At 65.2% G+C, this 25343-nt stretch carries 22 protein-coding genes; 12 read left to right on the top strand and 10 right to left on the bottom strand.

Annotated elements, in window-relative coordinates; translation table 11 throughout:
* Window positions 1-15: 15 nt before the first annotated feature.
* From AC3A6J_RS13975 to AC3A6J_RS13965, 3 genes are all read right to left on the bottom strand, one after another.
* Window positions 16-2298: an aldehyde dehydrogenase family protein gene (locus AC3A6J_RS13975; protein WP_487860547.1), complete on the bottom strand. Its 2283-nt coding sequence runs from the start codon at window positions 2296-2298 to the stop codon at window positions 16-18.
* Between the two features lie 109 nt (window positions 2299-2407).
* Window positions 2408-2734: a DUF1330 domain-containing protein gene (locus AC3A6J_RS13970; RefSeq protein WP_487860546.1), complete on the bottom strand. Its 327-nt coding sequence runs from the start codon at window positions 2732-2734 to the stop codon at window positions 2408-2410.
* Window positions 2735-2741: 7 nt separating this feature from the next.
* Complete coding sequence (locus AC3A6J_RS13965; RefSeq protein WP_487860545.1) at window positions 2742-3677, bottom strand: NADP-dependent oxidoreductase; 936 nt, start codon at window positions 3675-3677, stop codon at window positions 2742-2744.
* A 164-nt stretch (window positions 3678-3841) separates the two neighbouring features.
* Between AC3A6J_RS13965 and AC3A6J_RS13960 the strand changes: the two genes are divergently transcribed.
* Window positions 3842-4234, top strand: coding sequence for a winged helix-turn-helix transcriptional regulator (locus AC3A6J_RS13960; RefSeq protein ID WP_487860544.1), 393 nt, complete (start codon window positions 3842-3844; stop codon window positions 4232-4234).
* Window positions 4235-4471: 237 nt separating this feature from the next.
* On the opposite strand, the gene AC3A6J_RS13955 is transcribed toward AC3A6J_RS13960, so the two are convergent.
* Complete coding sequence (locus AC3A6J_RS13955) at window positions 4472-5203, bottom strand: TetR/AcrR family transcriptional regulator (RefSeq protein ID WP_487860543.1); 732 nt, start codon at window positions 5201-5203, stop codon at window positions 4472-4474.
* 163 nt (window positions 5204-5366) lie between these two features.
* Here AC3A6J_RS13955 and AC3A6J_RS13950 point away from each other — a divergent pair, with 163 nt between their 5' ends.
* The 4 genes from AC3A6J_RS13950 to fahA all read left to right on the top strand — a co-directional run bounded on the left by AC3A6J_RS13950 (window position 5367) and on the right by fahA (window position 10184).
* On the top strand, window positions 5367-6335 hold the full coding sequence (locus AC3A6J_RS13950) for a tripartite tricarboxylate transporter substrate binding protein (protein WP_487860542.1): 969 nt from the start codon (window positions 5367-5369) through the stop codon (window positions 6333-6335).
* Window positions 6335-7108, top strand: coding sequence for a cyclase family protein (locus AC3A6J_RS13945; protein ID WP_487860541.1), 774 nt, complete (start codon window positions 6335-6337; stop codon window positions 7106-7108). Before AC3A6J_RS13950 ends, AC3A6J_RS13945 begins: the two co-directional genes overlap by 1 nt.
* Window positions 7109-7125: 17 nt before the next feature.
* Window positions 7126-8820 carry a CocE/NonD family hydrolase gene (locus AC3A6J_RS13940; protein ID WP_487860540.1) on the top strand — a complete coding sequence of 565 codons (1695 nt, stop codon included), beginning with the start codon at window positions 7126-7128 and terminating at the stop codon, window positions 8818-8820.
* 89 nt (window positions 8821-8909) lie between these two features.
* On the top strand, window positions 8910-10184 hold the full coding sequence (gene fahA / locus AC3A6J_RS13935) for a fumarylacetoacetase (RefSeq protein WP_487860539.1): 1275 nt from the start codon (window positions 8910-8912) through the stop codon (window positions 10182-10184).
* 489 nt (window positions 10185-10673) lie between these two features.
* Here fahA and AC3A6J_RS13930 read toward each other — a convergent pair whose 3' ends face one another.
* The 3 genes from AC3A6J_RS13930 to AC3A6J_RS13920 form a co-directional block, all read right to left on the bottom strand.
* Window positions 10674-11138 carry a hypothetical protein gene (locus AC3A6J_RS13930; protein WP_487860538.1) on the bottom strand — a complete coding sequence of 155 codons (465 nt, stop codon included), beginning with the start codon at window positions 11136-11138 and terminating at the stop codon, window positions 10674-10676.
* Window positions 11139-11227: 89 nt separating this feature from the next.
* Window positions 11228-11620: a DUF2845 domain-containing protein gene (locus AC3A6J_RS13925; protein WP_487860537.1), complete on the bottom strand. Its 393-nt coding sequence runs from the start codon at window positions 11618-11620 to the stop codon at window positions 11228-11230.
* 144 nt (window positions 11621-11764) lie between these two features.
* Window positions 11765-12388 (bottom strand): tyrosine-type recombinase/integrase, encoded by a 624-nt coding sequence (locus AC3A6J_RS13920; protein ID WP_487860536.1) that lies wholly within the window; start codon window positions 12386-12388, stop codon window positions 11765-11767.
* Window positions 12389-12555: 167 nt separating this feature from the next.
* Here AC3A6J_RS13920 and AC3A6J_RS13915 point away from each other — a divergent pair, with 167 nt between their 5' ends.
* Window positions 12556-13584: a DUF2200 family protein gene (locus AC3A6J_RS13915; RefSeq protein ID WP_487860535.1), complete on the top strand. Its 1029-nt coding sequence runs from the start codon at window positions 12556-12558 to the stop codon at window positions 13582-13584.
* A gap of 9 nt (window positions 13585-13593) precedes the next feature.
* On the opposite strand, the gene AC3A6J_RS13910 is transcribed toward AC3A6J_RS13915, so the two are convergent.
* Window positions 13594-14649, bottom strand: a complete 1056-nt coding sequence (locus AC3A6J_RS13910) for a LacI family DNA-binding transcriptional regulator (RefSeq protein WP_487860534.1) — start codon at window positions 14647-14649, stop codon at window positions 13594-13596.
* Window positions 14650-14772: 123 nt separating this feature from the next.
* On the opposite strand from AC3A6J_RS13910, the gene AC3A6J_RS13905 reads away from it, so the two are divergent.
* Genes AC3A6J_RS13905 through AC3A6J_RS13885 form a run of 5 tightly spaced genes read left to right on the top strand, consistent with a single transcriptional unit; the run spans window position 14773 to window position 20881 of the window.
* Window positions 14773-15792, top strand: a complete 1020-nt coding sequence (locus tag AC3A6J_RS13905) for a TRAP transporter substrate-binding protein (protein ID WP_487860533.1) — start codon at window positions 14773-14775, stop codon at window positions 15790-15792.
* A 6-nt stretch (window positions 15793-15798) separates the two neighbouring features.
* On the top strand, window positions 15799-17706 hold the full coding sequence (locus AC3A6J_RS13900; RefSeq protein WP_487860532.1) for a TRAP transporter large permease: 1908 nt from the start codon (window positions 15799-15801) through the stop codon (window positions 17704-17706).
* A 42-nt stretch (window positions 17707-17748) separates the two neighbouring features.
* Window positions 17749-18288, top strand: a complete 540-nt coding sequence (locus AC3A6J_RS13895) for a VOC family protein (protein WP_487860531.1) — start codon at window positions 17749-17751, stop codon at window positions 18286-18288.
* Between the two features lie 2 nt (window positions 18289-18290).
* Window positions 18291-19559: a ribulose-bisphosphate carboxylase large subunit family protein gene (locus AC3A6J_RS13890; protein ID WP_487860530.1), complete on the top strand. Its 1269-nt coding sequence runs from the start codon at window positions 18291-18293 to the stop codon at window positions 19557-19559.
* Complete coding sequence (locus AC3A6J_RS13885; RefSeq protein ID WP_487860529.1) at window positions 19556-20881, top strand: four-carbon acid sugar kinase family protein; 1326 nt, start codon at window positions 19556-19558, stop codon at window positions 20879-20881. The genes AC3A6J_RS13890 and AC3A6J_RS13885 overlap by 4 nt, the downstream gene beginning before the upstream one ends.
* A gap of 36 nt (window positions 20882-20917) precedes the next feature.
* Here the strand turns inward: AC3A6J_RS13885 and AC3A6J_RS13880 are convergent, their stop codons facing one another.
* Together AC3A6J_RS13880 and AC3A6J_RS13875 are read right to left on the bottom strand one after the other, a co-directional pair.
* Window positions 20918-21787, bottom strand: coding sequence for an alpha/beta hydrolase (locus AC3A6J_RS13880; protein WP_487860528.1), 870 nt, complete (start codon window positions 21785-21787; stop codon window positions 20918-20920).
* A gap of 109 nt (window positions 21788-21896) precedes the next feature.
* Complete coding sequence (locus tag AC3A6J_RS13875) at window positions 21897-23573, bottom strand: methyl-accepting chemotaxis protein (RefSeq protein ID WP_487860527.1); 1677 nt, start codon at window positions 23571-23573, stop codon at window positions 21897-21899.
* 121 nt (window positions 23574-23694) lie between these two features.
* Between AC3A6J_RS13875 and AC3A6J_RS13870 the strand changes: the two genes are divergently transcribed.
* Window positions 23695-25341 carry a phosphoethanolamine transferase gene (locus tag AC3A6J_RS13870; RefSeq protein WP_487860526.1) on the top strand — a complete coding sequence of 549 codons (1647 nt, stop codon included), beginning with the start codon at window positions 23695-23697 and terminating at the stop codon, window positions 25339-25341.
* Window positions 25342-25343: the final 2 nt, after the last annotated feature.

Below are 25343 nucleotides of genomic sequence, written 5' to 3'. Positions count from 1 at the left end.
CGGTGTGGATCGCTGTCAGTTGCCTATGTGCGAAGTTGCCCAGTCGAGAACGAGCTCTGCATAGGTCTGCGGAGCGTCTTCCCAGACGAAATGGCCTGCGGGAACAACTTCGAGTCTTGCGTTTGGAAGCCGCTCGATCAGATACTGGCCGTTCGATACCGGAACGAATGGGTCGTCGCGCCCTGCGATCACGAGCACCGGAGTCCGAATCCTGTCAAGCCGCCCCTTCAGGCGCTCGAGTTGTTCGGGATACCGGCGCACGAAGCGTGCGGACTCGGCGTAGCGTTCTCCGCGGTAGGACTCGATGTAGTCCTGGCGCACGAATTCGGGCACGGCATAGTGATCCAGGTTGGTGAGAACACTGTTGATCAACTCCTCCGCAACGATGGCGCGAAGATTCTCGGAGGGCAACTCGATCAGATCGTGGAGGCCTGTTCCGACCTCGAGCGGAAATGACGCAGCGCCACTTCCGACCGTGATGGATGCGAACGCCTGGGGATGGTTGGCTGCGGCGAACAGTAACGCGGACGTTCCGACATCCGGGCCGACCGCATGCGGACGTGTCAGGCCGAGACGGCGAACCGCCTCGACGATGAAGTTCCCCATCGCTTCCGGCGCGATCACGTCGGGCCGCCCCTGCGACCCACCGAATCCCGGCAGGTCCAGCGCCAGCACATCGAAGCGCTCCGCGAGCGGGGCCCACATCTGCAGGTATGCCATGAGGCTCTCCGGCCAAGGACTCAGCAGCAGCAGCGTTTCCGCGCCCCGGCGTGGCGCTCGCGCGTACCGAACAGACAGGCCGTCTATCGTCGTTGTGCGCAGCTTGGCAGGGAAGCGCGAGGCCGACACCGAAGTATTTGGCTCTGTGGGCGTCGTACCTCCGAGGCCGCCACCAAGCGCCACATTGATGATTCGCACCTGCGTGAAATCCTTCAGCCCTTCCAGTCCGCCTTGCTGGCCGATGCCCGATTCCTTGGCACCGCCGAACGGCACATCAAATGGCAGCGAGACGTGCGTATTGACCCATACGGTGCCCGACTCGATGCGCGATGCGACGGCCATGCCTTTTTCGGGGTCGCCCGTCCAGATCGTGGCGCCGAGGCCGAACTTGCTGTCGTTCGCGCGACGCACGACGTCGTCGAGCTCGTCATACCCCAGCACGGGCATGAGAGGGCCAAACTGTTCCTCTACGACCAGGCGATGGTCGTCGGCGAGTCCGGTGATGATGGTCGGTGGGATGAAGTAGCCGCCGCCTTCGACGACTTCGCCACCCGCGACTATGGAGCCGGACTTCCTGGCGTCCTCGATCAGCTCTCGAACCCGGTCGTATTGCATCCTGTTCTGCAACGGCCCCATGGTGGTGGCGGGGTCCAGCCCGTCGCCGACCTTCTCCTGGTTTGCCAGCGCGACAAGTTCGGCGACGAAGCCGTCCATGATGGCGTTCGGCACATAGACACGCTTGGCCGAAAAGCAGATCTGGCCCGCGTTCAGGAAGCCGGCGGAATAGACCTTTGCGGCCGCCGCCTTGACGTCCACATCATCGAGAACGATTGCCGCATCGTTGCCGCCAAGTTCCAGCGAGGTGCGCTTGAGCGTGTCGACCGTGCTGCCCAGCACCTTCTTGCCCGTAACGGTCGAGCCCGTGAAACTGACGAAGGCGATGTCGGGATGGCTGGTCAGGATGGGGCCGAGATCGTTGCGGTCGACCAGTGTCTGGAACACGCCGGCCGGAAAAATTCCGGCGGCGACTTCCCCGAGCATCAGCGTGGTAGCCGAAGTCGTCGGCGCTGGCTTTGCGATCACGGTGTTGCCAGTGATCAAAGCCGCGCCAACCTTGGCGATCAGGATCTGCAGCGGATAATTCCACGGCGCGATGGCCGCGACCACGCCGCGTGCGAGGCGCTGCTCGATGATTTTTTCCGTTGCGTTCTCGCGGATGATCTGAGGTCTGAGCTCCAGAGACGCGTGGTACAGCAGCTGATCGATGGTCCAGTTCACTTCCCAGCGCGCTTCGGCAATGGGCTTGCCTTGTTCGCGCGTCAGCATCTGCGAGAACTCTTCACACCTTGATTTGATGCCCTCCGCGAAGCGGCGCAAATGGCTTGCGCGTTCTGCATAGCTGAGTTTGGACCAGGCAGGAAACGCACTTTTGGCCGCGGCAATTGCGCGGACGGCCTGGGATACGTCGGCGCGGGAGATGGTGATGAACGTCTTTCCGGTGGCCGGGTTGATGACGTCAAGGGACTGTTTTCCCGAAACGAGTTGTCCGTCGATGAGAAGTTTCAAGGTGTTGGGCATGGCTGTCTTTTGCGCGCCGACGGACAAGAAGCCGCGCGGCGCGCGTTGCGCAATGAGATGGGGCGACTGAAAGCGCCTGCCTGCCGCGAGGCACGGCAGCGCATGGCAGCTAGGCTGCGTTCAGGATGTCGGTGGCTTGGTGATCGATGGAGACGCCGTCTACAAGGATGACGTCCGCCACCGAGTTCGCGGTGCGCAGGGCCACGATCTTTTGGTAGGCATCGGACCCGTACCAGTTTTGCGCGCTGTTCCTGTCTGGGAATTCGATCAGAACTAGCTGGCCGTTCCAATCTCCTTCCAGCCGCTGTATTGCGCCACCGTGAACGCGGAATCGTCCCTCGTAAGGCGCGAGCGTCGCGTCAATGCGGTGGAGGTATTCGACCAGTTCGTCGTTGAAGGTTGATTGCCTGATGTGTGCGAGAGCGAAAGTGGTCATCAATTCCTCACAGCATGGTCAGAGCGATCTTGCCGGTCATCGCGCCGGCTTCTAAGGCCTGGTGCGCCTTCGCGCCTTCCGCCAGCGGGAAGCTCAAGCTCACATGCGGGATGACGAGCCCGCTCTCCGCCCAGGTGGCCAACTGCTGCAGGCCGGCGCCATCCGGCTGCACCGCAATGCTCGAAAAACGCATGCCGGCCGCCGCGGCAAGCGCAGGCATGTGCGCGTGGCTCAGTCCCAGCGCCGTGACAACGATGCCGCCGGGCGTCAACACCTTCAATGAGCGTTCTGCGCAATCGCCGCCAACCAGATCGAGCACCACGTCCACATTCTTCACGTGGCTCGTGAAATCCACCGACGTGTAGTCGATGGTTTCATCCGCACCGAGCCCACGGACGAAGGCCTCCTTGGCAACGCTCGCCGTCGCGATCACATGCGCACCCAGAGCCTTGGCGATCTGAACCGCGAGGTGACCGACGCCGCCGCCGGCGCCGTGAATCAAGACGCGTTGCGACGGGCGCAGGCGGGCGATGTCGCGCAACGCCTGCAACGCCGTCAGGCCCGACATCGCGAGCGCGGCCGCCTGCGCGTGGCTCAGGCCAGCAGGTTTGTGCCAGAGCTGGCCGGCCGGCGCCACGGCGTACTCGGCATAGGCATTGGCCGCACGCGGGAACAGCGGCATGCCGAACACCTCGTCGCCGACCTTGAAGGATGTCGTGCCGAGTTCCACTTCCTCCACCACGCCGGAAATGTCCCAGCCCGGAACAATGGGCGCGGGGCCGAGGATGGGCATCACGCCGCTGCGCGTGAAGAGATCAATTGGGTTGAGACTGGCCGCATGGATGCGTACCAGCACGTCACCGAAGTTGCGCGCGGGGCGGGGTCGCTCCTCCAGGACGAGGACTTCTGGGCCGCCGAAGCGGTGTTGTATCAGGCTTTTCATGTCGATGATTCCTACGTTGATGGCCGTTTCAGCAGCCGGTAGGGCATGATCGGTATCTGTACAAGAACTGTAAACTAGGCACCCAAACGATTGGTAGGTACCCAATGGATACTAGATTCGACGATCTAACATCCGGTCAACTTCGCAAGTTGCCACCTGGAAACGTGTTCGATTCAAACTGCCCGTCGAGGAGCGTCGTCGAGATCCTTTCCGACAAGTGGGCGGTGCTTCTTCTGTGGTCGCTCGCACCCGAACCCCTTCGTTTCGGTGAGCTTCGTCGTCGGTTGGACGGCGTGACTCAAAAGATGTTGACGCAGACGCTCCGCTCGTTGGAGCGCAATGGTCTGGTGTCTCGCACCGTGTACGCCACCACGCCGCCCAGCGTGGAATACGCGTTGCTGCCTTTAGGGACCAGCGTTTCGGAAATTTCGGAGCAAATGTGTGTCTGGGCGCAAGATCACATCAAGGAGGTGATCCTGGCTAGGCAGGCATACGACAAGGGACTCGAAGGGCCGGTCGGAATTTCAAAAGTGGTGGCGGGCCAGCGTATTCAATAGGAGCCCTGCTTCAGACTTTTGGCATCGCCAGAATGTCTGCTTTCTCGATGGAGAAACTTCTGCTTCGGGCCCCCAAGCGGAAGTCGGTTTCCCACGGAAGCGGTCATCAGTGCTCGGCTTCAGCGAAGTTGTCAAAGTTATCGGGACCAGAACGTCTCATGCCCTCTTTTACGGTCAGCGAAACGGGGCTGCACGCCGCGACCGCTCGACAAAGGGCAGCTTGCCGGAAGCGTGCCCCTACGAGGAAGCCGCCACCCGGATTCCGCCAACGACGAAGTCAACAAGGGCATTCGCAACGGCCTGCGTGTCCGTTGTCCCAGCCTTTGTGCCGGAGAGGCGATGGAGCCGACTCGGTCGACCCCTGTCGGTCAAGAAGAGCACGACGGTACTGACCATCAGCATGTAGCGCAGGTACATCAGGCTCAACGGAATTTCAGGCACTGCGTCGTGGAGCGCCGCTACGAACTGCTTGGCCATCGGGTCAAAGTGCTTCTTGATGACCCGCTCCGTCATCGCCGAAGGGGAAAGACGATGCTTCAGGATCAACTGTGCAAGCAATTGACCTTCAGTTGCTGCGCTATCCCCGACATACGGAGCGACAAAGGCCTTGACGATCGCAGTCACTTCGGGGCGCGTACCCGCTGTACCTGCCGCAGCTGTGATCTCTTTCAGGGCCAGGGTCCGGCGCTTGTTGACGCGCGATGAAAGCTCATCAAAAAGGGCCTCAGCCAGCGCTTCGGTGCTTCCGAAGTGGTAGTGGATCGCCGCAACGTTGACACCCGCATGGCTGGTCAGAGTTCGCACAGGCACCCCGTCTATGCCTTTTTCGGCGTAGAGGGCCAAAGCGGAATCGAGGATCTTCTGCCGGGTGAGGCGATCGGATGAAGGGGGTGTTCGTCCTGGCATGTCCAAGCGAGGCAAAGGAATTGGGTCAATACGTGCCACGGCAGTGCGGCGCGCGATGGTCATGGGCATTCTGCATCATCGAGTCAATCACTTGTTTCAATCGCGCAAGCTGATTCGGAGATGCGTAGAAACACTTGATTGAAACAGATGTTTTATTTGTCTAGAATGCGCCCGTTACCGGCTTTCGGCCTAGTCAGCGCCGGCCGGTGCCATAGGAGACAAGCCCATGTTGAATCGAAGAGAGGCGCTTGCAGGCGTTGCAGTCGCGCTTGCAGCGCCCACGTCTAAAGCGGCGACGACGGATCTGCCCGAGATGATGAGGATCGTGATGCCGTTCCCTGCCGGCGGCGCCCTCGACGGGATGACGCGCATCTTCGCCGACACCTATCAAAAGGTGACCGGTCGGCAGTGCATCGTTGACAACAAACCGGGCGCGGCCACCACTATCGGTGCGTCGGAGGTGTCGCGTGCGAAACCCGACGGCTCCGTGGTGCTCTGGACCACCGGGGGGCACCTGACGAACGGGGTGCTGATGAAGAAGCTGCCGTACAACCCGATCGATGGCTTTACCCCCTTGTCGATGGTGTACTCGACCTACGGCTTCGCGCTGTTGCACCGGGCGAACGGACCCTTCAATACCCTCGCGGAGTTCGTAGCCGCAGCAAAGAAGCAACCTGGCAAGCTGAGCTACGCGTCAGCGGGGAATGGAAACACGACGCATGTGGTCGGTGCCCTGTTCGCCAAGCAGGCCGGCATCGACCTGATCCACGTCCCCTACAAAGGAACGCCTCTCACGGATCTGATCAGTGGTGTCGTGGACGTCTCGTTCATCGCGCCATCGTCGGTGATGCAGTACATCGAGGCCGAGAAGATCAAGGCGCTCGCGATCACGGGGGCGCAGCGCGCAGAGACGCTGCCGACCGTGCCTACGTTCGCCGAGTTGGGTATGCCCGATATCGACATTCCCGCGTGGATCGGCATGCTTGCGCCGCCGAAGATGCCGCCCCAGGTGCTGGCTTCACTCTACGAAGGCGTCGCGAAGACGCTGGCTGACCCTGGCTTCAAGGAAAAAATGGTCACGTTCGGCAACAAGGTCTCGGGTATGCCGCCTGACCGATTCAAGGCTTATCTCGAAAAGGAGTTCGCTCGCTACCAGCGCATCCTGCCTCCACTCGGCATCGAAATGGATTCGTGATGTTCAAGAAAATCGTCGACCTTTCCATCTTTCTCGAGAACGAAGTGATTTCGGATCCACCAGCGTTTGCGCCGAAGATCCACTACATGAACCACACGGAAAGCTTCAGCCGATTGGCGCAGTTTTTCCCCGGGCTCAAGGCGGGAGACCTGCCCGACGGCGAAGCGTGGGCGGTGGAAAAAGTGGAGCTCAGCACCCACAACGGCACGCACCTCGATGCACCGTGGCACTTTGCATCCACGATGAACCATGGTGAGCCGGCGATCACCATCGACGAGGTACCTCTTGAATGGTGCCTCCAACCAGGGGTGAAGCTTGACTTCCGTCATTTCGAGGACGGCTATGTAGTGCAAGCAGAAGACGTCGCGGCAGAGTTGAGGCGCATCGGCCACACGCTGAAGCCGCTGGAGATCGTGGTCATCAACACGCGCGCGGGCAGCCGCTACGGCAAGCCGGATTTTGTGCAGGCAGGGTGTGGCATGGGTTATGGCGCAACGATGTACCTGCTCGAGCGTGGTGTCCGCGTGACCGGTACGGACGCTTGGAGTTGGGACGCCCCCTTTGTGTACACCGCCGAGCGCTACAAGCAAGACAAAGACCCGGCAGTGATCTGGGAGGGTCATAAGGCAGGCCGCGACATCGGCTACTGCCACCTTGAGAAGTTGCACAACCTGGAAGTGTTGCCGCCGAACGGGTTCTTCCTGTCCTGCTTTCCGGCCAAGATCCGCGGCGGCTCGGCGGGCTGGACGCGCGCAGTCGCACTGTTTCAGTGACATAGATCGGAAGACCCATGATCTTTGAAAAGAATGTACCGATCCGCCTGCGCGACGGCGCGGTCCTCAAGGCGAACGTTTTCCGTCCGGACGGGGACACACCCGTGCCGGTCCTGATGACGCACGGCCCCTATGGCAAAGACGCGCATTTCGAGGATGCCTTCAAGCCGCAGTGGGACGAACTGAAACGCTTGTACCCGGGTATCGACACGGAAGGCAGTTCCGGAAAGTACCTGCGCTGGGAGGTGGCCGATCCAGAGCGCTGGGTTCCTTGGGGCTATGCGATCGTGGTCGTCGACAGCCGGGGCGCTGGCGAGTCGCCAGGCAAGCTGTGGGTGTGGTCGCCGCAGGAAGTAGACGACTACGCAGACTGCATCGAATGGGCGGGCGTGCAGGGATGGTCGAGCGGCAAGGTGGGCCTCCTTGGCATCTCGTACTACGCGATGAATCAGTGGCAGGTCGCCGCACGTCGTCCTGCTCATCTGGCGGCAATCTGCCCGTGGGAAGGGGCCAGCGACATGTACCGCGATGCCAGTCATCACGGCGGGATCTTCGGCAATTTCTTCTTCGAACTCTGGTTCCCCAAGCAGATCCTTTCAGTGCAGAACGGCAACGCGGACAGTCCTTACATCGACCGGGAGACGGGTACAACGAGCACCGGCGAGGCGTTGGGCGCTGACGCTCTGCGCTCGAACCGGGTGGATGTCATCGATGAGTTCAGGTCGCATCCGCTCGTCGACGACTGGTACGCCGCTAGATCATCGAAGCTCGCGGACATCGAGGTGCCGGTCCTGTCCGCAGGAAACTGGGGCGGCATGGGGCTGCATCTTCGCGGCAACGTGCAGGGCTTCCTTGGTGCAGGTTCGCGGCAGAAGTGGCTGCAGATGCACGGTGGCACGCATTGGGAATCCTTCTATCTGCCGGAATACGTGCAGATGCAAAAGCGCTTTTTCGACAGGTTCTTGAAGGATGAGCCCAACGGATGGGACGAACAACCTCCTGTCATGCTGGAGGTGCGCCATCCGGACCGGTACGAGCAGCGCTTTGAACATGAATGGCCCATCGCTCGAACGCAATGGACCAAGCTTTACCTTGATGCCCAGGCGGGCAAGCTGGCGTCCGAGCCCTTCGGTTTGATCGCTACAGCTTCGTACTCTGCGCCAGGGCGCGGTGTCGAGTTCGTGAGCTCTCCGATGGAGGCACCGACAGAGTTCACCGGACCGCTATCACTGGTCGTGTGGATTCGCTCAAGCACCAAGGACATGGATCTTTTCGTCACTGTCCGAGCGTATGACCCAGATGGCGGCGAAGTGCTCTTCCGAGGCGCGACGGATCCACAGGTGCCTGTCGCGCAAGGGTGGCTGCGCGCTTCGCACCGCAAGACCGACCCCGCGCGGTCAAGGCCGGGGCAGCCGTTTCACACGCATACCGAAATCGAGCCGTTAACACCAGGCGAAGATTACCGGGTGGAGGTGGAAATCTGGCCCACGTCCATCGTGCTACCACGACGGTATCGGCTTGCAGTGCGCGTTGACGCGCAAGATTTCGAACGCGAGGGCGCGACGGAGCCGCGCAAAGGGTCAGGGCCGTTCCTGCATACCGACCCGCTGGATCGCAAGCCTGATCTCTTCGGCGGCGAGAACACCATCCTCACTGGCGGTCGCTACGACTCGCACCTGATGTTGCCGCTAATCCCCTCCCGCGACCACTGAAGCCCTTTTCCCGGTCGCTCCCCGTTGCCGGGGGCGGACCCGGGTGCCGGCTCGCGAGCAAACAGCACACTCGACCACCAAGGACCACCTTGACCGCCCCGTTCAATACGAACTCGCCTGACCTCGTCAGTTGGGTTGAGAGCGCCAATGCGCCCGACACTCCATTTCCCATTCAGAACTTGCCCTATGGCAGGTTCCGACGGGATGCATCCGATCCGTGGTCGATCGGCGTAGCCATCGGTGATCAAGTCTTGGACGTGCACGGCGCCGGGCTTTTCCACAGTTCGGAGATGGGCGACTGGCTGACATTGGCCAGCGCCCAGCGACATACGCTGCGGCAGGCGATCTCGAAGGCCCTTCTGCGCGGCAACGTCGACCGCGCGCGCATCGCGTCATGGCTGGCTCCGATCAGTGATGTCGAACTGGGCCTGCCTTGCGACATTCGCCACTACAGCGATTTCTTCATCGGCATCCATCACGCGGCCAACACCGGCCGCCTTTCGCGACCTGACACCCCGCTGTTGCCCAACTACCGGTGGGTCCCCATCGGGTATCACGGACGTGCGTCCTCCATACAAGTCAGCGGGCGCGGTTTCGCGCGACCCAACGGGCAGGTGAAGCCTGCAGGTGCCGAGGTGCCCTCGATGCAGCAGAGCGACCGCTTGGATTTCGAACTGGAGATGGGCATCGTCATTGGCCGAGGCAATGAACAAGGCGATGCGATCCCCATCGACGACGCCGAGGAGCACATTGCAGGGCTGACGCTCCTGAACGACTGGAGCGCACGTGATCTCCAGGCTTGGGAGGCGCAGCCGCTGGGGCCATTCCTCGCGAAGAGTTTCGCCACGACACTGTCGCCATGGATCGTGACGCTGGAGGCTCTGGCGCCATTCCGCACACCTTTCGTTCGGTCACCCGATGAGCCTCAGCCGCTGCCATACCTGGAAAGCCAATCGGGCCGTGAAATCGGTGCAATCGATGTGACGCTCGAGGTCTGGCTACAAACGCCGCAGATGCGGGCTCGGGGTCAGAGCGGCGACTGCATCGTTCGCACCGGCCTCGCCCAGGCGGCGTATTGGACGGTGGCTCAACTCGTGACACACCACACCGTCAACGGCTGCAACCTGATGTCGGGCGATCTGCTTGGAACGGGGACGCTGTCCGGCGAGGGCGCCGGTCAGGCGGCGTGTCTGCTGGAAATCACACAAGGTGGAAGGCATCCACTGCTACTGTCAAATGGTGAGGAGCGTCTCTTCCTGCACGATGACGACACGGTGACACTGCGAGGCTACTGCGAGCGCCCGGGACGCCGTCGGATCGGTTTCGGAGACTGCACAGCGACCGTGCGCAAGGGGAGGCCATAACTTGCTGGAGAACGTCTGGGTTCAGCCACTGGCAGGGCGCAACGACCGGCCGATTCGGGCCGGCTGGAGCCGGCGGCGTGCTACCTTTCAGGCGGACACGGCTCGTTGGAATCATAGATGGACGAATGGCTCAAAAAGCAAGCACCGCTCGACGCAACGGTAGCGATGCCCTCATTGCTGCGACCCCGGAATGGTGCAAGTCGGCGAGCCTTGTCGCCGACCGGGAACAGCAAGGCTCGAAGGAGCGGATGACCATTGTCATCACGTCGCCAGACGGGCTGCCCGAGCCCGTTAGCCCGACCGAGGCAATCTATTCGAGCCTCTACGCTCTCGCCGACCTATTCCGTGAGCGTGGGACCGTTTGGCGCTCTGCGTCGTGCTGCGTCAACCAGACGGACGGCGGCGACGGAAGTACTCGGTCCAGTTCACCTACTAGCGAACTGGAGGGGGAAGTCGACCGTCGGCTTCTGGCCGCTCCCTGCCCTTTGGTCAGACCGAACGCTGCTTCAGCACGGTCGGCTCACCAGGAGAACCTAACCAGAGTTGAACAAGGTAATGATCGTTGCCGTCGAGACCGTCCGCCGACAGCGTACTTAGCCCAGAAGATGACAGCCTGACTCGATAGATGCCCGGCTTCAGCGGAATGCGATCAGCATCGGGGAAATAATCGGTGCAGCCGGCGACCACCAGAGGGCCTGTGGTGACGACCAACGCCCCTTCAACGACATGGTCGAAGTCTGCGAGGTTATGGGGAGGCTCTGCATCATGGACCTCAAGCGTGACAGGGACGTCCATGTTGCGAGCGGTGCCAATGCCAATCATCCCGGTCGCGACTACAAACATCCGCTCCGTTGCTGCCTCGTCCCAAGCTTCTCCCAGGTTTGCGTCCGCAGCCTCGTCCTGGAGATAGAACTGGAAATAGTCAGCGAAAAGTTCAAGGTCGTAGGATTTCATTGAGCGTCTGCTTTCGACCCAATTTTGTTTGGAACCGCGTACGTCCGGTTCTGGCCGGTTGCAGCCGCCAGCGTGGCGCCCCGCGGCCCTCATCGGTTGCGGTCGCCGTCGCGCACGGATTCGATTGCGCCGTTGTAGATGCGAACAACTCCGAAGAACGTGCCTGGTCCCCGGTCGTATGTCCACTCCTCCATGGGAACGCACTGATTCGCGAGAATCGCACCAGGACTTCCCGCGCGATAAGGCGTCACCACCCAGCCTAGCTGCAGCATCGGGACGCAAACGCCCTGGCGATAGACCGGTTCGCCGCACTTTTGAAGCAACGACACGGGCGAGTCACCCTTGCTCACGAGTGCCCCGTTGCAACCCATGGACTGGGACGCTTCAACGGATGGAACAAGCACGGCTGCAAATGCCGCTATGAGCCAATGGGCCCAGCGGGAAGGGCGCAATGCCGCAGGCTGGTGAGAAGGGATTTTCATGCTGGTCATCAAAGCAACGCTGTGCTCCTCACTCTACCCCCACTGTCGAGGTGTTTTTTTGGTCGCTTGAGCGGAGTTCAGATGACTGCTTCTGGCCGCATTCTGCCCTCTCCAGCGCCCCGTCGCTCCGGGGCGCCAGAGAGGTCAGGCTTCCGTCTGTTCGGCTATTTCCAAGGCGTCTTCAACTTCGATCCCAAGGTAGCGCACGGTACTTTCAAGCTTGGTGTGCCCGAGCAACAGTTGCACTGCGCGAAGGTTCCTGGTGCGGCGGTAGACCAAGGAAGCCTTGGTCCTGCGCATCGAGTGGGTGCCGTAGTCGGAAGAGTCAAGGCCGATCTCCTCCACCCAACGGTCGACGATGCGCGCGTACTGCCGTGTCCCGAGGTGTGGCGACGCATGAACCCGGCTAGGAAAAAGGAAGTCTTCGGGACGAAGATGCGCCGAATGAATCCAACCCGACACCGCAGTGCGGGTTGGCTCGGTGAGTTCGAACTGGACCGGTCGTCCGGTCTTCTGCTGGATCACGTTCGCGCGGGCCGCCGGCCTATCGCCATTGGCCACGTCGCGCACTCGTAGCTTGACCAGATCGCATGCTCGAAGCTTGCTGTCGATACCGAGGTTGAAGAGCGCAAGGTCGCGGGTCCGGCATGACAACTGGAGCCGTGTCCGGATCGCCCAGATTTCCTTTAGCTTGAATGGCCGCTTCTGCCCGACGAGTTTGTCCTTGTTCCAGGGGGAGCGCGGTGCGGCGATTGTGCAAGCGTCCATGTCGATCTCCTGTGCAGTTTAGGGACCGAAACTTTGCGCCAGGGGTCTCAGTTGGGCTCGCTGCTGCGGTCTCCCGATACTTTCCAAAGCTGCAGTCATCGCGCAAAAGCCAAGAGACATCTCCTGCCCCACATTCTCAAGCCAGGCACGCTCAATAAAATCCAGCCATGTCCGCCGCTTTGGTTCCACGCCCCCAGTGCACCGCTTGCCTGCGCCCGCTCAGCGCCTGCATTTGCCGCTGGGTCGCGCCCACCGCCCACGCAGTGGAGGTACTGGTGCTGCAACACCCGCTGGAGGTACAACAGGCCAAAGGCAGTGCCCGCCTGCTGCACCTCAGCTTGGCGCACTGCCGCGTGGTGGTGGGCGAGGCATTTGCCGCGCCCGTCTGGCCAGTGGACGGCAAGCACACGCTGCTGCTGTACCCGGACAGTCTGCAAGATACCGCCCCGGACCTGCCGGTCCCACCCGCGCTACCGCCCGAGTGGCCGCACGCCCTGTCGCGCCTGCGCCTGATCGTGCTGGACGGCACCTGGCGCAAAAGCCGAAAGATGCTCTACCAAAGCCCGCCACTGCAACAGTTGCCCCGCTTGGCCCTGCACAACCTGCCGCCTTCGCACTACCGTATCCGCAAAGCCCATCGGCCCGACCAACTGTCCACGCTGGAAGCGACCTGCTACGCCTTGTGCCAACTGGAAGGCGATGCGGCCCGGTTCCAGCCCTTGTTGAATGCCTTCGACGGCTTTGTAGAGTACTTGGAGCAGGCTGGCGGGCGTCGCCCGGCACTCGAGTTCGCCGATGATGCCGGAGAATGTCGTCTCGACGGTTGGAATCCAGGAGGACCCACGATGGCAACCCATCGAATTTTCACGACGCCGTTCGCGAAGGTGTACCCGATGTACGTCCAGAAAGCGCAGCGCAAGAACCGCACGCAGGAAGAAGTCGACCAGGTGATTCGTTGGCTCACCGGCTACGACCAGGCAGGGCTCCGGCAGCAGATCGCGCAACAGAACGACTTCGAAACCTTCTTCCGCGAGGCACCGGCCCTGCATCCGAACATTGCGCTGATCAAGGGCGTGGTCTGCGGTGTCCGCGTCGAGGAGATCGACGATCCGTTGATGCAGAAGATCCGCTACCTCGACAAGCTGGTCGACGAACTGGCCAAGGGCAAGCCGATGGAGAAGATCCTGCGCACGTAGCCCGCCGCGCTACGGCAGGTTCTCCCTGAAGATCACCTGGCTGCGCGTGGTCTCCACGCCGCCGAGCGCCTCGCGCCCGTCGCGCAGGTTGGCGAAGATGCGCACGCAGTTCATCAGCGTGGTGTGCGGGCTCTGGGTGATCACGGCGTCCATGCTGCCGTCGATGAGCAGCGTGCGCGTGTCGGGCGTGAGCCCGTGTCCGATGAAGACCACCTTCTGCTCGCGCCCCGCTTCCTTCAGCGCGAGCGCCACGCCGTCGGAGGCGCCGCCGATGTTGTAGATGCCGCCCATGTCGGGGTGCTGCTCGAGCAGCGCGCGCGTCTGGCGGTAGTTCTTGCCGGCGTCGTCCTGCCCTTCGCGCAAACCGACCACCTCGAGCTTCGGAAACATCTCGTCGATCACGTGCAGGAAGCCCGCCTCGCGCTCCTCGTGCGCCTTGTAGCTCAGGCTGCCCGCAATGAGCGCCACCTTGGCGGCACGCGCGCCGATGAAGCGGCCGATGAGGTAGCCCGCAGTGCGGCCGGCCGCGCGGTTGTCGAGCCCCACGAACGCGGCCCGCTCCGAATTCGACAGGTCCGAGATCAGCGTGACCACCGGCAGGCCGCGCGCCGCCAGTGCGGCCACGGCCTCGCGCACCGCCGGATGCTCGAGCGCCATCATCGCGATGCCGTCGCAGCGCTGGCCGTGGCGCCGCAGCGCATCGGCCAGTTCGTGTGGGTTGAAGCTCTCGATGAACACGGTGCGGCACTGCACGTTGAACGGCGCCCAGTGCTCCTGCGAATAACCCACCATGTCGCCCAGCATCCGGATGAAGCGGTTCGTACCGGCCGGTAGCAGGAACACCAGCCGCAGCGGCGGCGGCGTGAGTGCGGCATAGAGCGCGGGGCCGGGCAGGTAGTCGAGCTCGCCCGCTGCCTTGAGCACGCGCTGCACGGTGGCGTCGCGCACGCCGGGGCGCCGGTTGAGCACGCGGTCGACGGTGGCGGTCGACACCTGGGCCGCACGGGCGATGTCAACCACGCGGGCGCGGCGCGCATCGGAAGGAGCTGAAGGGTTATCCCGCATACATCAAAAACCATCAGACTTGAGTTTGACCCGAATGATGCATGGTTTTATCTTCGCCGTGGCCCGAGCAATCCTATACATCAGATTGCATCAACCGATTTCCGAAGATCCTGGAGACAAAACATGACCTCGCTGACCCGTCGCAGTGCCTTGCGCACGCTTTCCGCCCTGCCGGCCGCCGGCATCGTCTCGGCCGTGCCGCGCATCGCCCGCGCAGCCGAGTTCTCGTACAAGTACGGCAACAACCTGCCGCTGAGCCATCCGCTGAACGTCCGCGCGCAGGAAGCGGCCGAACGCATTGCCAAGGAAACCAAGGGCCGGGTCGAGATCAAGATCTTCCCCAACAACCAGCTGGGCGGCGACACCGACATGCTGGCGCAGGTGCGCTCGGGCGGCATCGAGTTCTTCACGCCCTCGGCACTGGTGATCGCGACGCTGGTGCCGGTGGCGGCCATCAATGCGGTGGGCTTCGCCTTCAACGACTACAGCCAGGTGTGGGCCGCGATGGACGGCAAGCTCGGCGCCCACGTGCGCGGTGCCATCGCCAAGTCGCGCCTCTACGCCTTCGAGAAGATGTGGGACAACGGCTTTCGCCAGACCACGAGCAGCAAGGCCGCGGTCGCGAATGCGCAGGACATGGACGGGCTGAAGATCCGCGTGCCGGTGAGCCCGCTGTCGATCTCGATGTTCAAGGGCCTGGGCGCCGCGCCCGCGAGCCTGCAGTTCAGCGAGGTGTATTCGGCGCTGCAGACCAAGATCGTCGATGCGCAGGAGAACCCGCTGCCGATCATCCAGGTGGCCAAGCTGTTCGAGGTGCAGAAGTTCTGCTCGCTCACCAACCACATCTGGGATGGCTACTGGTTCATTGCCAACGGACGCGCCTGGCAGGCCCTGCCCGACGACCTGAAGGCCATCGTGGCGCGCGCCATCAACGACGCCGGCATGCAGCAGCGCGACGACATCAAGAAGCTCAACGAATCGGTGGTCGGCGACCTGCAGGCCAAGGGCCTCGCCATCAACCGGCCCGCGGCCGACAGCTTTCGCGCCAAGCTGCGCGAGTCGGGCTTCTACGGCGAGTGGAAGGGCCGCTTCGGCGCCGAGGCGTGGGCGCTGCTCGAAGGCACCGTCGGCAAGCTGGCCTGATCCGCCATGGTGCATGAATCCACTTTCGACGCGGTGCCCCTTCCCGGTGGCGGCGCAGGTGCCGGGTTGCCGGCCAACGCGCTGAGCCGCATGGCCGCGCGCGCCGACCGCGTGCTCGGCGGCGCGGTCGAGGCCGTGGCCGCGCTGCTGGTGCTGACCGAGATCGGCGTGCTGTTCGCGGGCGTGGTGTCGCGCTACGTGTTCCATGCGCCGCTGGTGTGGTCGGACGAGCTCGCGTCCATCCTGTTCCTGTGGCTGTCGATGCTCGGCGCGGTGGTGGCACTGCGGCGCGGCGAGCACATGCGCATGACCGCGCTGCTGCAGACGGTGCGGCCTTCGACGCGCGCCCTGCTCGATGCCTTCGCCATTGCGGCCTCCATCGCGTTCCTGGTGCTGATCGTCTGGCCGTCGGTCGACTACGCCTATGAAGAGTCGTTCATCGTCACGCCCGCGCTGGAGATCAGCAACGCCTGGCGCGCCGCCGCAATCCCGACCGGCATCGGCATCATGCTCGTGATGGCGCTGCTGCGCCTGCTGCGGATGTGCACGGGCCGGCAGATCGCGGTCGCGGTGCTCGGCATGGCCGCGCTGGTAGGCGCCTTCTGGCTCGCTGCGCCGCTGTTCGCGTCGCTCGGCAAGTTCAACCTGGTGATCTTCTTCGTGGTGGTGGTGGCGGCCACGGTGCTGTCGGGCGTGCCGATCGCGTTCTCGTTCGCGCTCGCCACCTTCGGCTACCTGGCGCTCACCACGCGCACGCCGCTGCTGGTGATGGTGGGCCGGCTCGACGAGGGCATGTCGCACCTGATCCTGCTGGCGGTGCCGCTCTTCATCTTTCTGGGTGCGCTGATCGAGATGACGGGCATGGCGCGCGCAATGATCCAGTTTCTCGCGAGCCTGCTGGGCCATGTGCGCGGCGGCCTGTCGTATGTGCTGATCGGCGCGATGTACCTGGTGTCGGGCATCTCGGGCTCCAAGATCGCGGACATGGCCGCGATTGCGCCGGTGCTGTTCCCCGAGATGGTCAAGCGCGGCGCCAAGCCCGGCGACCTGGTCGCGCTGCTGTCGGCCACAGGCGCACAGACCGAGACCATTCCGCCGTCCATCGTGCTCATCACCATCGGCTCGGTCACCGGCATCTCGATTGCCGCGCTGTTCACGGGCGGCCTGCTGCCGGCCGTGGTGCTGGGCGCCGCGCTGTGCGTGGTGGTGTGGTGGCGCTATCGCCATGAAGACCTGAGCGGCGTTGCGCGCCACAGCAAGCGCGAGATCGGCCGGCTGCTGCTGGTCGCGCTGCCCGCGGTGCTGCTGCCCTTCGTGATCCGCGCCGCCGTGGTCGAGGGCGTGGCCACGGCCACCGAGGTGTCGACCATCGGCATCGTCTACTCGGCACTGGTCGGGCTCTTCGTGTACCGCCAGTTCGACTGGCAGCGGATCAAGCCGATGCTCGTGGACACCGCCTCGCTCTCGGGCGCGATCATCTTCATCGTCGGCTGCGCCACGGCCATGGCCTGGGGCCTGACGCAGTCGGGCTTCTCGCAGGACCTGGCACGCATCATGGGCGCCCTGCCCGGCGGCACCTATGGCTTCCTGGCCGTGTCGATCGTCGCGTTCATCGTGCTGGGCAGCGTGCTCGAGGGCATTCCGGCGATCGTGCTGTTCGGCCCGCTCCTGTTTCCGATTGCCAAGGCCGCGGGCGTGCACGAGGTGCACTACGCGATGGTCGTGATCTTCGCGATGGGCATCGGCCTGTTCGCGCCGCCCTTCGGCGTGGGCTACTACGGCGCCTGCGCGGTCAGCAAGGTCAACCCCGACGAAGGCATCCGGCACATCTGGGGCTACATGGCCGCGCTGCTGGTGGGCCTGGTGATCGTGGCCGCGTTCCCGTGGTTCTCGACCGGCTTCCTCAAGTTCTGATTTCCACACAACAACACACTCACATCACCGGAGCCAACCGCAATGAGTCGATTCCTCGGCGAGATTCGCCAGCTGGGCTATGTCGTGCACGACATCGAGGCCGCCATGGACTACTGGAGCACCACGCTGGGCGTTGGCCCGTGGTTCTACAACCCGCGCGTGCCCATCAAGAACTACCGCTACAACGGCGAGGCGCACGAGCCCCACAACTCGGTGGCGCTGGCCAACTCGGGCTATGTGCAGGTCGAGCTGATCCAGACGCGCAACGACGTGCCCTCGATGTACCGCGACTTCTTGCAGGCCGGGCGCACGGGGCTGCAGCACGTGGCCTACTGGACGGCCGACTACGACGCCGACCTGGCGCGCCTGACCGCGCAGGGCTTCAAGCCCGTGATGAGCGGTGAAGTGGGCGAGCGCGGCCGCTTCATCTACTTCGACACCGAGTACCACCCGGGCACGGTGATCGAGCTCTCCGAAGTGGCGGGGCCCAAGGGCAAGATGTTCGACCTGATCCGCAGCGCCTCCGAGGGCTGGGACGGCAGCACGCCGGTGCGGCCCTTTCCCGACCTGAGCACGCTGTGACGATGGCGCCCGATCGCGTCCGCGCGCGCTACCTGATCGAGACGCCGCTCGCGCCGGCCGCCGTGGCCGAGGTGATGGCCGGCGAGCAGTCGTGCGGCACCTTCACGCGGGTCGAGGGCGAGACCGATGCGCTGCGCGAACGCGCGCGCGCCACGGTCGAAGCCATCACCGAGCTGGCACCCGCCGAGGCGCCGAGCCTGCCGAATGCGCTGCTCGAACGCAAGGGCATGCGCGGGCCGTGGCGGCGCGCGCACGTCGACATTTCGTTTCCGGTGGCGAACATCGGCGCCAACCTGCCGACGCTCTCAGCCACGGTGTCGGGCAACCTGTACGACCTGGGCGAAGTGACCGGCCTACGGCTCGAATCGCTGCAGCTCCCCGCCGCCTACCGCGCGCGCTTCGAGTTTCCGCGCGCCGGCATCGCGGGCACGCGGCGCGCCACGGGCGTGGCGAGCGGTGCGCTGGTCGGCACGATCCTCAAGCCGAACGTGGGGCTCTCCGCCGACGAGACCGCGGCGCTGGTCGCCAGGCTCTGCGCTGCCGGCGTCGACTTCATCAAGGACGACGAGGTCTGCGCCGACCCTGCGCATGCGCCGCTCGCCGAGCGCGTGCCCGCGGTGATGGCCGTGGTGCGCGCACACCATGAGCGCACCGGCAAGCATGTGATGGTGGCGTTCAACATCACCGACGAGACCGATGCGATGAAGCGGCATGCCGACCTCGTCGAGCGCGAAGGCGGGTCGTGCGTGATGGCCAGCCTCAACTGGTGCGGCCATTCGGGCATCCAGACCCTGCGCCGCCACACCGGCCTGGCGCTGCACGGCCACCGCAATGGCTACGGCGCGCTGTCGCGCCATCCGCTGCTGGGCATTTCGTTCCAGGCCTACCAGACGCTCTGGCGGCTGGCCGGCGTCGACCACATGCATGTGCACGGCCTGCAGGGCAAGTTCTCGCAGCCCGACAGCGAGGTCGTCGAATCGGCGCGCGACTGCTTCACGCCGCTGGCCGAAGGCATCGACGACCGCGTGATGCCGGCGTTCTCGTCGGGGCAATGGGCCGGAACGGTGCCCGCGACCTGGGCCGCGATCGGCAGCGACGACCTGCTCTTCATGGCGGGCGGCGGCATCCTCGCGCATCCCGATGGCGCGGCAGCGGGTGTCACGAGCATCCGCCAGGCCTGGGCGGCCGCGCGCGCGGGCACGGCGTTGCAAGACGCCGCGAAGCACGCGCCCGAACTCGCGCGCGCCCTCGCCTTCTTCGGCAAGCCATGACGCCGCCTCCGGCCGTCGTCTACTACGGCGACGATTTCACCGGTGCCACCGACACGCTCGGCACCGCCGCGCGCGCGGGCCTGCGCGCGCTGCTGTTCCTGAAGACGCCCGATGCGGCGCGGCTCGACGCGGCGGGCCCGCTCGATGTGCTCGGCATCGCCGGCGCGGCGCGCGCGATGTCGCCCGAGGAGATGCAGGCCGAGCTCCGGCCCGTGGCCGCACTGTTCCGCTCGCTGAAAGGCGCGCGCGTGCTGCACTACAAGACCTGCTCCACCTTCGACAGCGCACCGCACATCGGCTCGATCGGTGCCGCGGTGCGCGTGCTGCGCGCGGCGGTCGAGACGCCGTGGACCGCGGTGGTGGGCGGGCAGCCGAACCTGGGCCGCTACTGCCTGTTCGGCCACCTGTTCGCGGCCGCGGGCAGCGGCGGCGAGGTCTTTCGCATCGACCGGCATCCGACGATGCGCCGGCATCCGGTGACGCCGATGGACGAATCTGACCTGCGGCTGCACCTTGCGAAGCAGGGGCTGGCCGATGTGTGTTCGATGCCGTTCACCGCGGCGTCGCAGGGCGCCGAGGCGCTCGACAGCGCATTGCAGCAGGCGCTCGATGCGCCGCCCGCGGACGCGGTACTGTTCGACGTGGCCGACGCGGAGCAGCTCGCTGCCATCGGCCAGGTGCTCTGGGCGCGTGCGCGCAGCGCTACCCTGCTGGCCGTGGGACCGAGCAGCGTGGTGGATGCGCTCGGAAGCGCGATGGCGCCGCGTGATGACGCCGGCGCGCGCGTGTTAGAGCGGCCCACGGTGGCGCCGGCGCACGGGCCCGTGCTGGTGCTGGCGGGAAGCCTGTCGCCGGTGACCGCGCGGCAGGTCGCCGCGGCGCGCTCCTTCGACATCGTCTGGCTCGATACGCCCGCCCTCGCGCAGCGCGATGCCGCCACGCTCGCGCGCCATGCAGAGGAGATCACGCAGTGCCTCGCGCACGGCCGCCATGTGCTGGCATGCACCCGCGCGCCCGCTGCGGACATGCCGCCGGCAGAAGTCAACGCCCAGGCACTCGCGCGCGCCGGCGGCGAGTTGCTGGCCCGCGTGCTCGCGATGGCGCCGCTGCGTCGCATCGGCATCGCAGGCGGCGACACCTCGAGCCACGGTGTGCAGGCGCTCGATGCCTGGGGGCTTTCCTACATCGCCGACCTGGGCGCCGGCGCCTCGCTGTGCCGCATGCACAGCGACGATGCGGCGCTCGACGGGATGGAGATCATGCTCAAGGGCGGACAGATGGGCGCGCAGGACGTGTTCGAGCGGCTGGTGCATGGCACCTGACGCGCGCGGCACGGCGCGTGACGCGGCTTCTTCGGCCTACTCGAAGATCCGCACCATCGCGTCTTCGAACGCGAGAACGTCCGCGCCCACATGGCTCGCGCCGAACTCGGTCTCGATGAGCTGCAGCCCTGGATAGTGGCGGTCTGAAATGCGCTGGTACATGGCCTTCACATGCGGCCCGTTGCAGTTTCTGTCGCAGTGCGCCAGGATCAATGTGACGGGAAGCGGCCTTCCGGCCAAGGCGTCGAACATCTTCTGCTCCAGCTGGTAGAGATGCGACTGCTGCTGCCAGAAGGCGGCCTCGATCGAGATGAAATGCGAGAAGACCAGGTTGTCGGGCGCTTCCAGGAACAATGCCGAGGCCGCGAGGTTGCCGCTCGTCGACAGGCCCGTGAGCATGCGCATCTTCGGATCGGCCCGGTACTTCGATTCGATGAAGGGAATCAGCTCCTTCGCGAGGAAGGCGTGGTAGGCGTCGGCACCGGGAAAGTTGTAGTCCTCCTGCCTGCGCGCGGTGTTGCCGATGCCGATCAGGAGCGCCTTCGTCCCGCGCTTCAGCAGGATGTTGCGCAGGTTCATGAAACGCGTGTCGGGCTGCCCGTTGGTGGCGTCGCCATCGAGCGCATAGATGGTGGGGAACGCATCGCTGCCAGCTTCGTAGGCCGCCGGAATGAAGATCGTGATCGGGTAGGTCACGCCGTTGGTGCTCGAGGTGATGCTCTCGCTCACGACACGGCCATCACCCGAGGGCGCGGGCGGCTGTACCGGCGCGCCGCTGGTCGGCGGCAGCATCGGCACGCCACCGCCGCCCCCACCTCCTCCACCGCCGCCGCAGGCAGACACGCCCGCAAGAAGCACGCAGCACCCGAGCGCCATGAGCACACGGCGAAGTTTGTCCAATCGCATGACGAGCCCTCTTTTCCTCCGGTGCCAGCCGCACCGGGCTGGGATCGTCGCTGTTAACAAGGAGGGCGTCAACGCCCGGGCGGTGTGCGAAGCCTGCGCTGTGCCGGTATCAGCCGGCGGTCGGCTGCAGCCGCAGCGCGGGCCCCGGCAGGCGCACCGGCACGGGACCGGGCCGCACCGCACCGGTTGCTGCGGCACGGTCTTCCTCGGGCAGCACGAAGCGGCTGATCAGCGCGTCGAGGCTTCGCGCCTGGTCGTGCAGCCCTTCCGACGCCGCAGTGGACTCTTCCACCAGCGCGGCATTCTGCTGCGTCATCTGGTCCAGGCGCGCGACCGCGCTGTTGACCTGCGCGATCTCCCGGCTCTGCGCCTCGGCCGCGGCGGTGATCGTGCCGAGGGTGCCGGCCGCCAGATGGACCGAGTCCATGATGCGGGCCATGGTGCGGCCGGCGCCGTCGACCAGCGCGGTGCCGGCTTCGACGCGCTGCACCGTGTCGCCGATCAGGCTCTTGATCTCGCGCGCGGCGGCGGCCGAGCGGGTCGCCAGCTGGCGCACTTCGGCGGCCACCACCGCGAAGCCCCGGCCCGACTCGCCGGCCCGCGCGGCTTCGACGGCTGCGTTCAGCGCGAGGATGTTGGTCTGGAACGCAATGCTGTCGATCACGCCCACGATGTCGGCCACCTTGTGCGAGGCGCGCTGGATGTCCTGCATGGTGCCGACCACCTGCGACATGGCCTCGCCGCCCTGCACGGCCACCTCGGCGGCCGTGCCCGCCATCTTCTCGGCGCGCGCTGCCTCCTCGCTCGACTGCTGCACGCCATGCATCAATTGCGCCAGCGCCGCGGCCGTCTGCTGCAGGCTGGCGGCGGTGTTCTCGGTGCGTGCCGAAAGGTCGGCGTTGCCGTGGGCGATCTCGCCGGCGGCGCTGCGCACGCCCTGCACCGACTCGCGCACGCGCGCCACCAGTTGGCGCAGGGCGCCCTGCATCGCGCCGAGGGCCAGCAGCATCTGCCCCGCCTCGTCGCGCGCATGGCCCTGGATGTCGTCGCGCAGGTCGAGCCGCGCAACGCGCTGCGCCGTGTCGCCCGCCAGCCGGATCGGACGGCAGATGCTGCGCACCAGCCACAGCGCCAATCCGCTCCCGAGCAGCAGCGCGGCGGCGCCGAACAGCGCCAGCGCCAGGCGGGCCGACGCGCTCAATTCCTCGATGCGCCGGCCGGCCGCGTCGATGGCTGCGCGCTGCGAGCCGGCGAGCCCCGACACGGCCGCGAGCAGCGCGGCGGCGCTCGGCTGGAAGCGCTGCGCATACACCGTGCGGATGCGCTCGGTGAGGCCCGAATCGCGCGCCGCCACCAGCTCCTTGACGGCGGCATTGAAGTCGCGGGCCGCGGCTTCGGCCGTCGCCAGCCGCTCGCGGTCGGCGTCCGAGCGCAGCCGGCCGGCAAGCGCTTGCAACCGCGCATGGAACCGGGCGTCGGTCGCCTGGATGTCGGCGGCCAGGATCTCGCCGACCTCCGGCTCGGAGCTCAGCGCCATGGCCTTGTAGCGCTCGGCATTGATGGACTGCAGGCGATAGGCGTCCTCGGCCATGCGCTCGGAGACGCCGCTCTGGAGAATGGTCTCGCGCGTGGCCTCGTCGATCTTGGCGAGCGATGCCATGCCGATGCCGGCCCCTGCGAGTGTCAGCAGCACGACGGTGCCGAAGGTGAGCAGCAGGCGACGGGCGAGAACGTTGGAGCGCGGGGAAGCAAGGGCGTGGGGGATGGGGTCGGTGGTCGCAGGCATGGTTCGACCGTCCTGCTGGCGGGACGGCAAGGGAGATGCACACATTGGACAGACATCTTGTTACGGCGTGTTGACGGTGCCGACCTTCCGGGCCGGTTCGCTCTGCCAGAATCCACCGCGCATGAACCACCCCGAAGCCGACCGCCTCCGCGAACCCGCTCGCGCAGCCTATCGGGGTGTCTGGTTCGCCTTCGCGGCGATCGCGGCCGTGCTGCTCGCGATGATCGTGCTGGGCCATGACGGGCGGCGCATCGCCCAGCTCGTCGCGCTCGCCGCGCCGGCCCTGGCGTGGATGCTCTGGCCGATACGCAGCCCGGTGCTGCATCGGTTCCGCACCGTGGCCATCTGGCTCTGGGCCATGGCTTTCACGTTCGACGGCGTGCTCCGCGCCTACCTGCTCGACACCTACCAGGCCGCGCCCGACAGCTCTTTCGTGCAGGCTGCAGCGGCCAACACCAACAGCCGCGAGACCTACGAATACCTCGCCACGCATTGGCGCGCCATGTTGATCTGGTCGGGCGCGGTCGTCGTGGCCGCGCTGATCGTCGCGCGGTCGGCCGGCCATGGCATGCGACAGGCAGATCGCTGGCCCCGCGGCGTTGTCGCGGTCGTTGCGCTGGTGCTCGTCGTGGGGAGCATCGCGCACCTCAGCAAGCCGTGGCGCCGGCTCCATCCGGTCTTGTTCTGGGCCAATTGGCACGACGCGGTACACAAGCTCCGCGCCGGCTGGGCCGACCAGCACGAGGAGCGCGAAGCCGCGCACGCACGTGCGCGGTCGGTCGCGCCGGTGATCGACAAGGAAGGGCCCTCGACCGTGGTGCTCGTCATCACCGACAGCATCAATCGCGACAACATGTCGCTCTACGGCTACCAGCGCGCCACCACGCCGAGGATGCAGGCCCACAAGGGGCAGCTGCAAGACAAGATGGTCGTCATGCGCAATGCCTGGTCGGTCGATGCGAGCACCCTGCCCTCGCTGCGCAACATGTTCAATTTCGGCCAGCCGCAGAGCGAGCAGCCGCAGCACGTGCTGGCGCTCGCGCGCGCCGCCGGCTACAAGGTCTGGTGGATGAGCAATCACGACGACGTGGCGATCGAACAGCAGCACGCGAAGCTGGCCGACATCGTCGACATCGTCAACCGCGTGCCGGGACGGGCCGGCGCTTCGCTCGACGGAGAACTGCTCGATTGCGTGCAGGAAGCGCTCGAAGACCCGACCGAGCGCAAGCTCATCGTGGTCCATCTGATGGGGGCGCACCCGCACTACAGCCTTCGCTTTCCCGCGGGCCAGAACCCTTTCGACGACCGGATCGACGATGTGGAAGAAGGGCTCGAGAAGCGCGGTCGATCGGCCTGGGTGCGAAAGTTCCGGCAGGAGTACGACTCGGCCATGCTCTATCACGACTTCGTGGTGTCCGAGACCCTGCAGCTCACGCGCCGGATCGGCCGCCCGAACGAGTATCGGGCATGGCTGTACCTGTCGGACCACGGGCAGGAAGTCGGCCACGGCAGTGACCATGCCGGCCACAGCCCTTCGACGGCATCGGGCTACCGCATACCGGCGGTCATCTGGCGCAACAGCCCCGAGTGGTCGCCCCACCCGGCCATCGGCGAACGGCCCTTCCGGGCCGACTGGATGGGCTGGACATTGGCCGACTTGCTGCACCTTCGATGGCATGGCGGCAGCAGCAATCGCAATGCCCTGGGGACGGACTACGGGTGGGTTGCGCCGGAGCTGCCGGTGAAGGTCGAGTCGTTCGTCCGTTGAAC

This window comes from Variovorax sp. Soil_C_39, assembly GCF_057656815.1.
The sequence above is the reverse complement of the archived record's forward strand: the minus strand, read 5'-3'. Positions and strand labels throughout refer to the sequence as shown.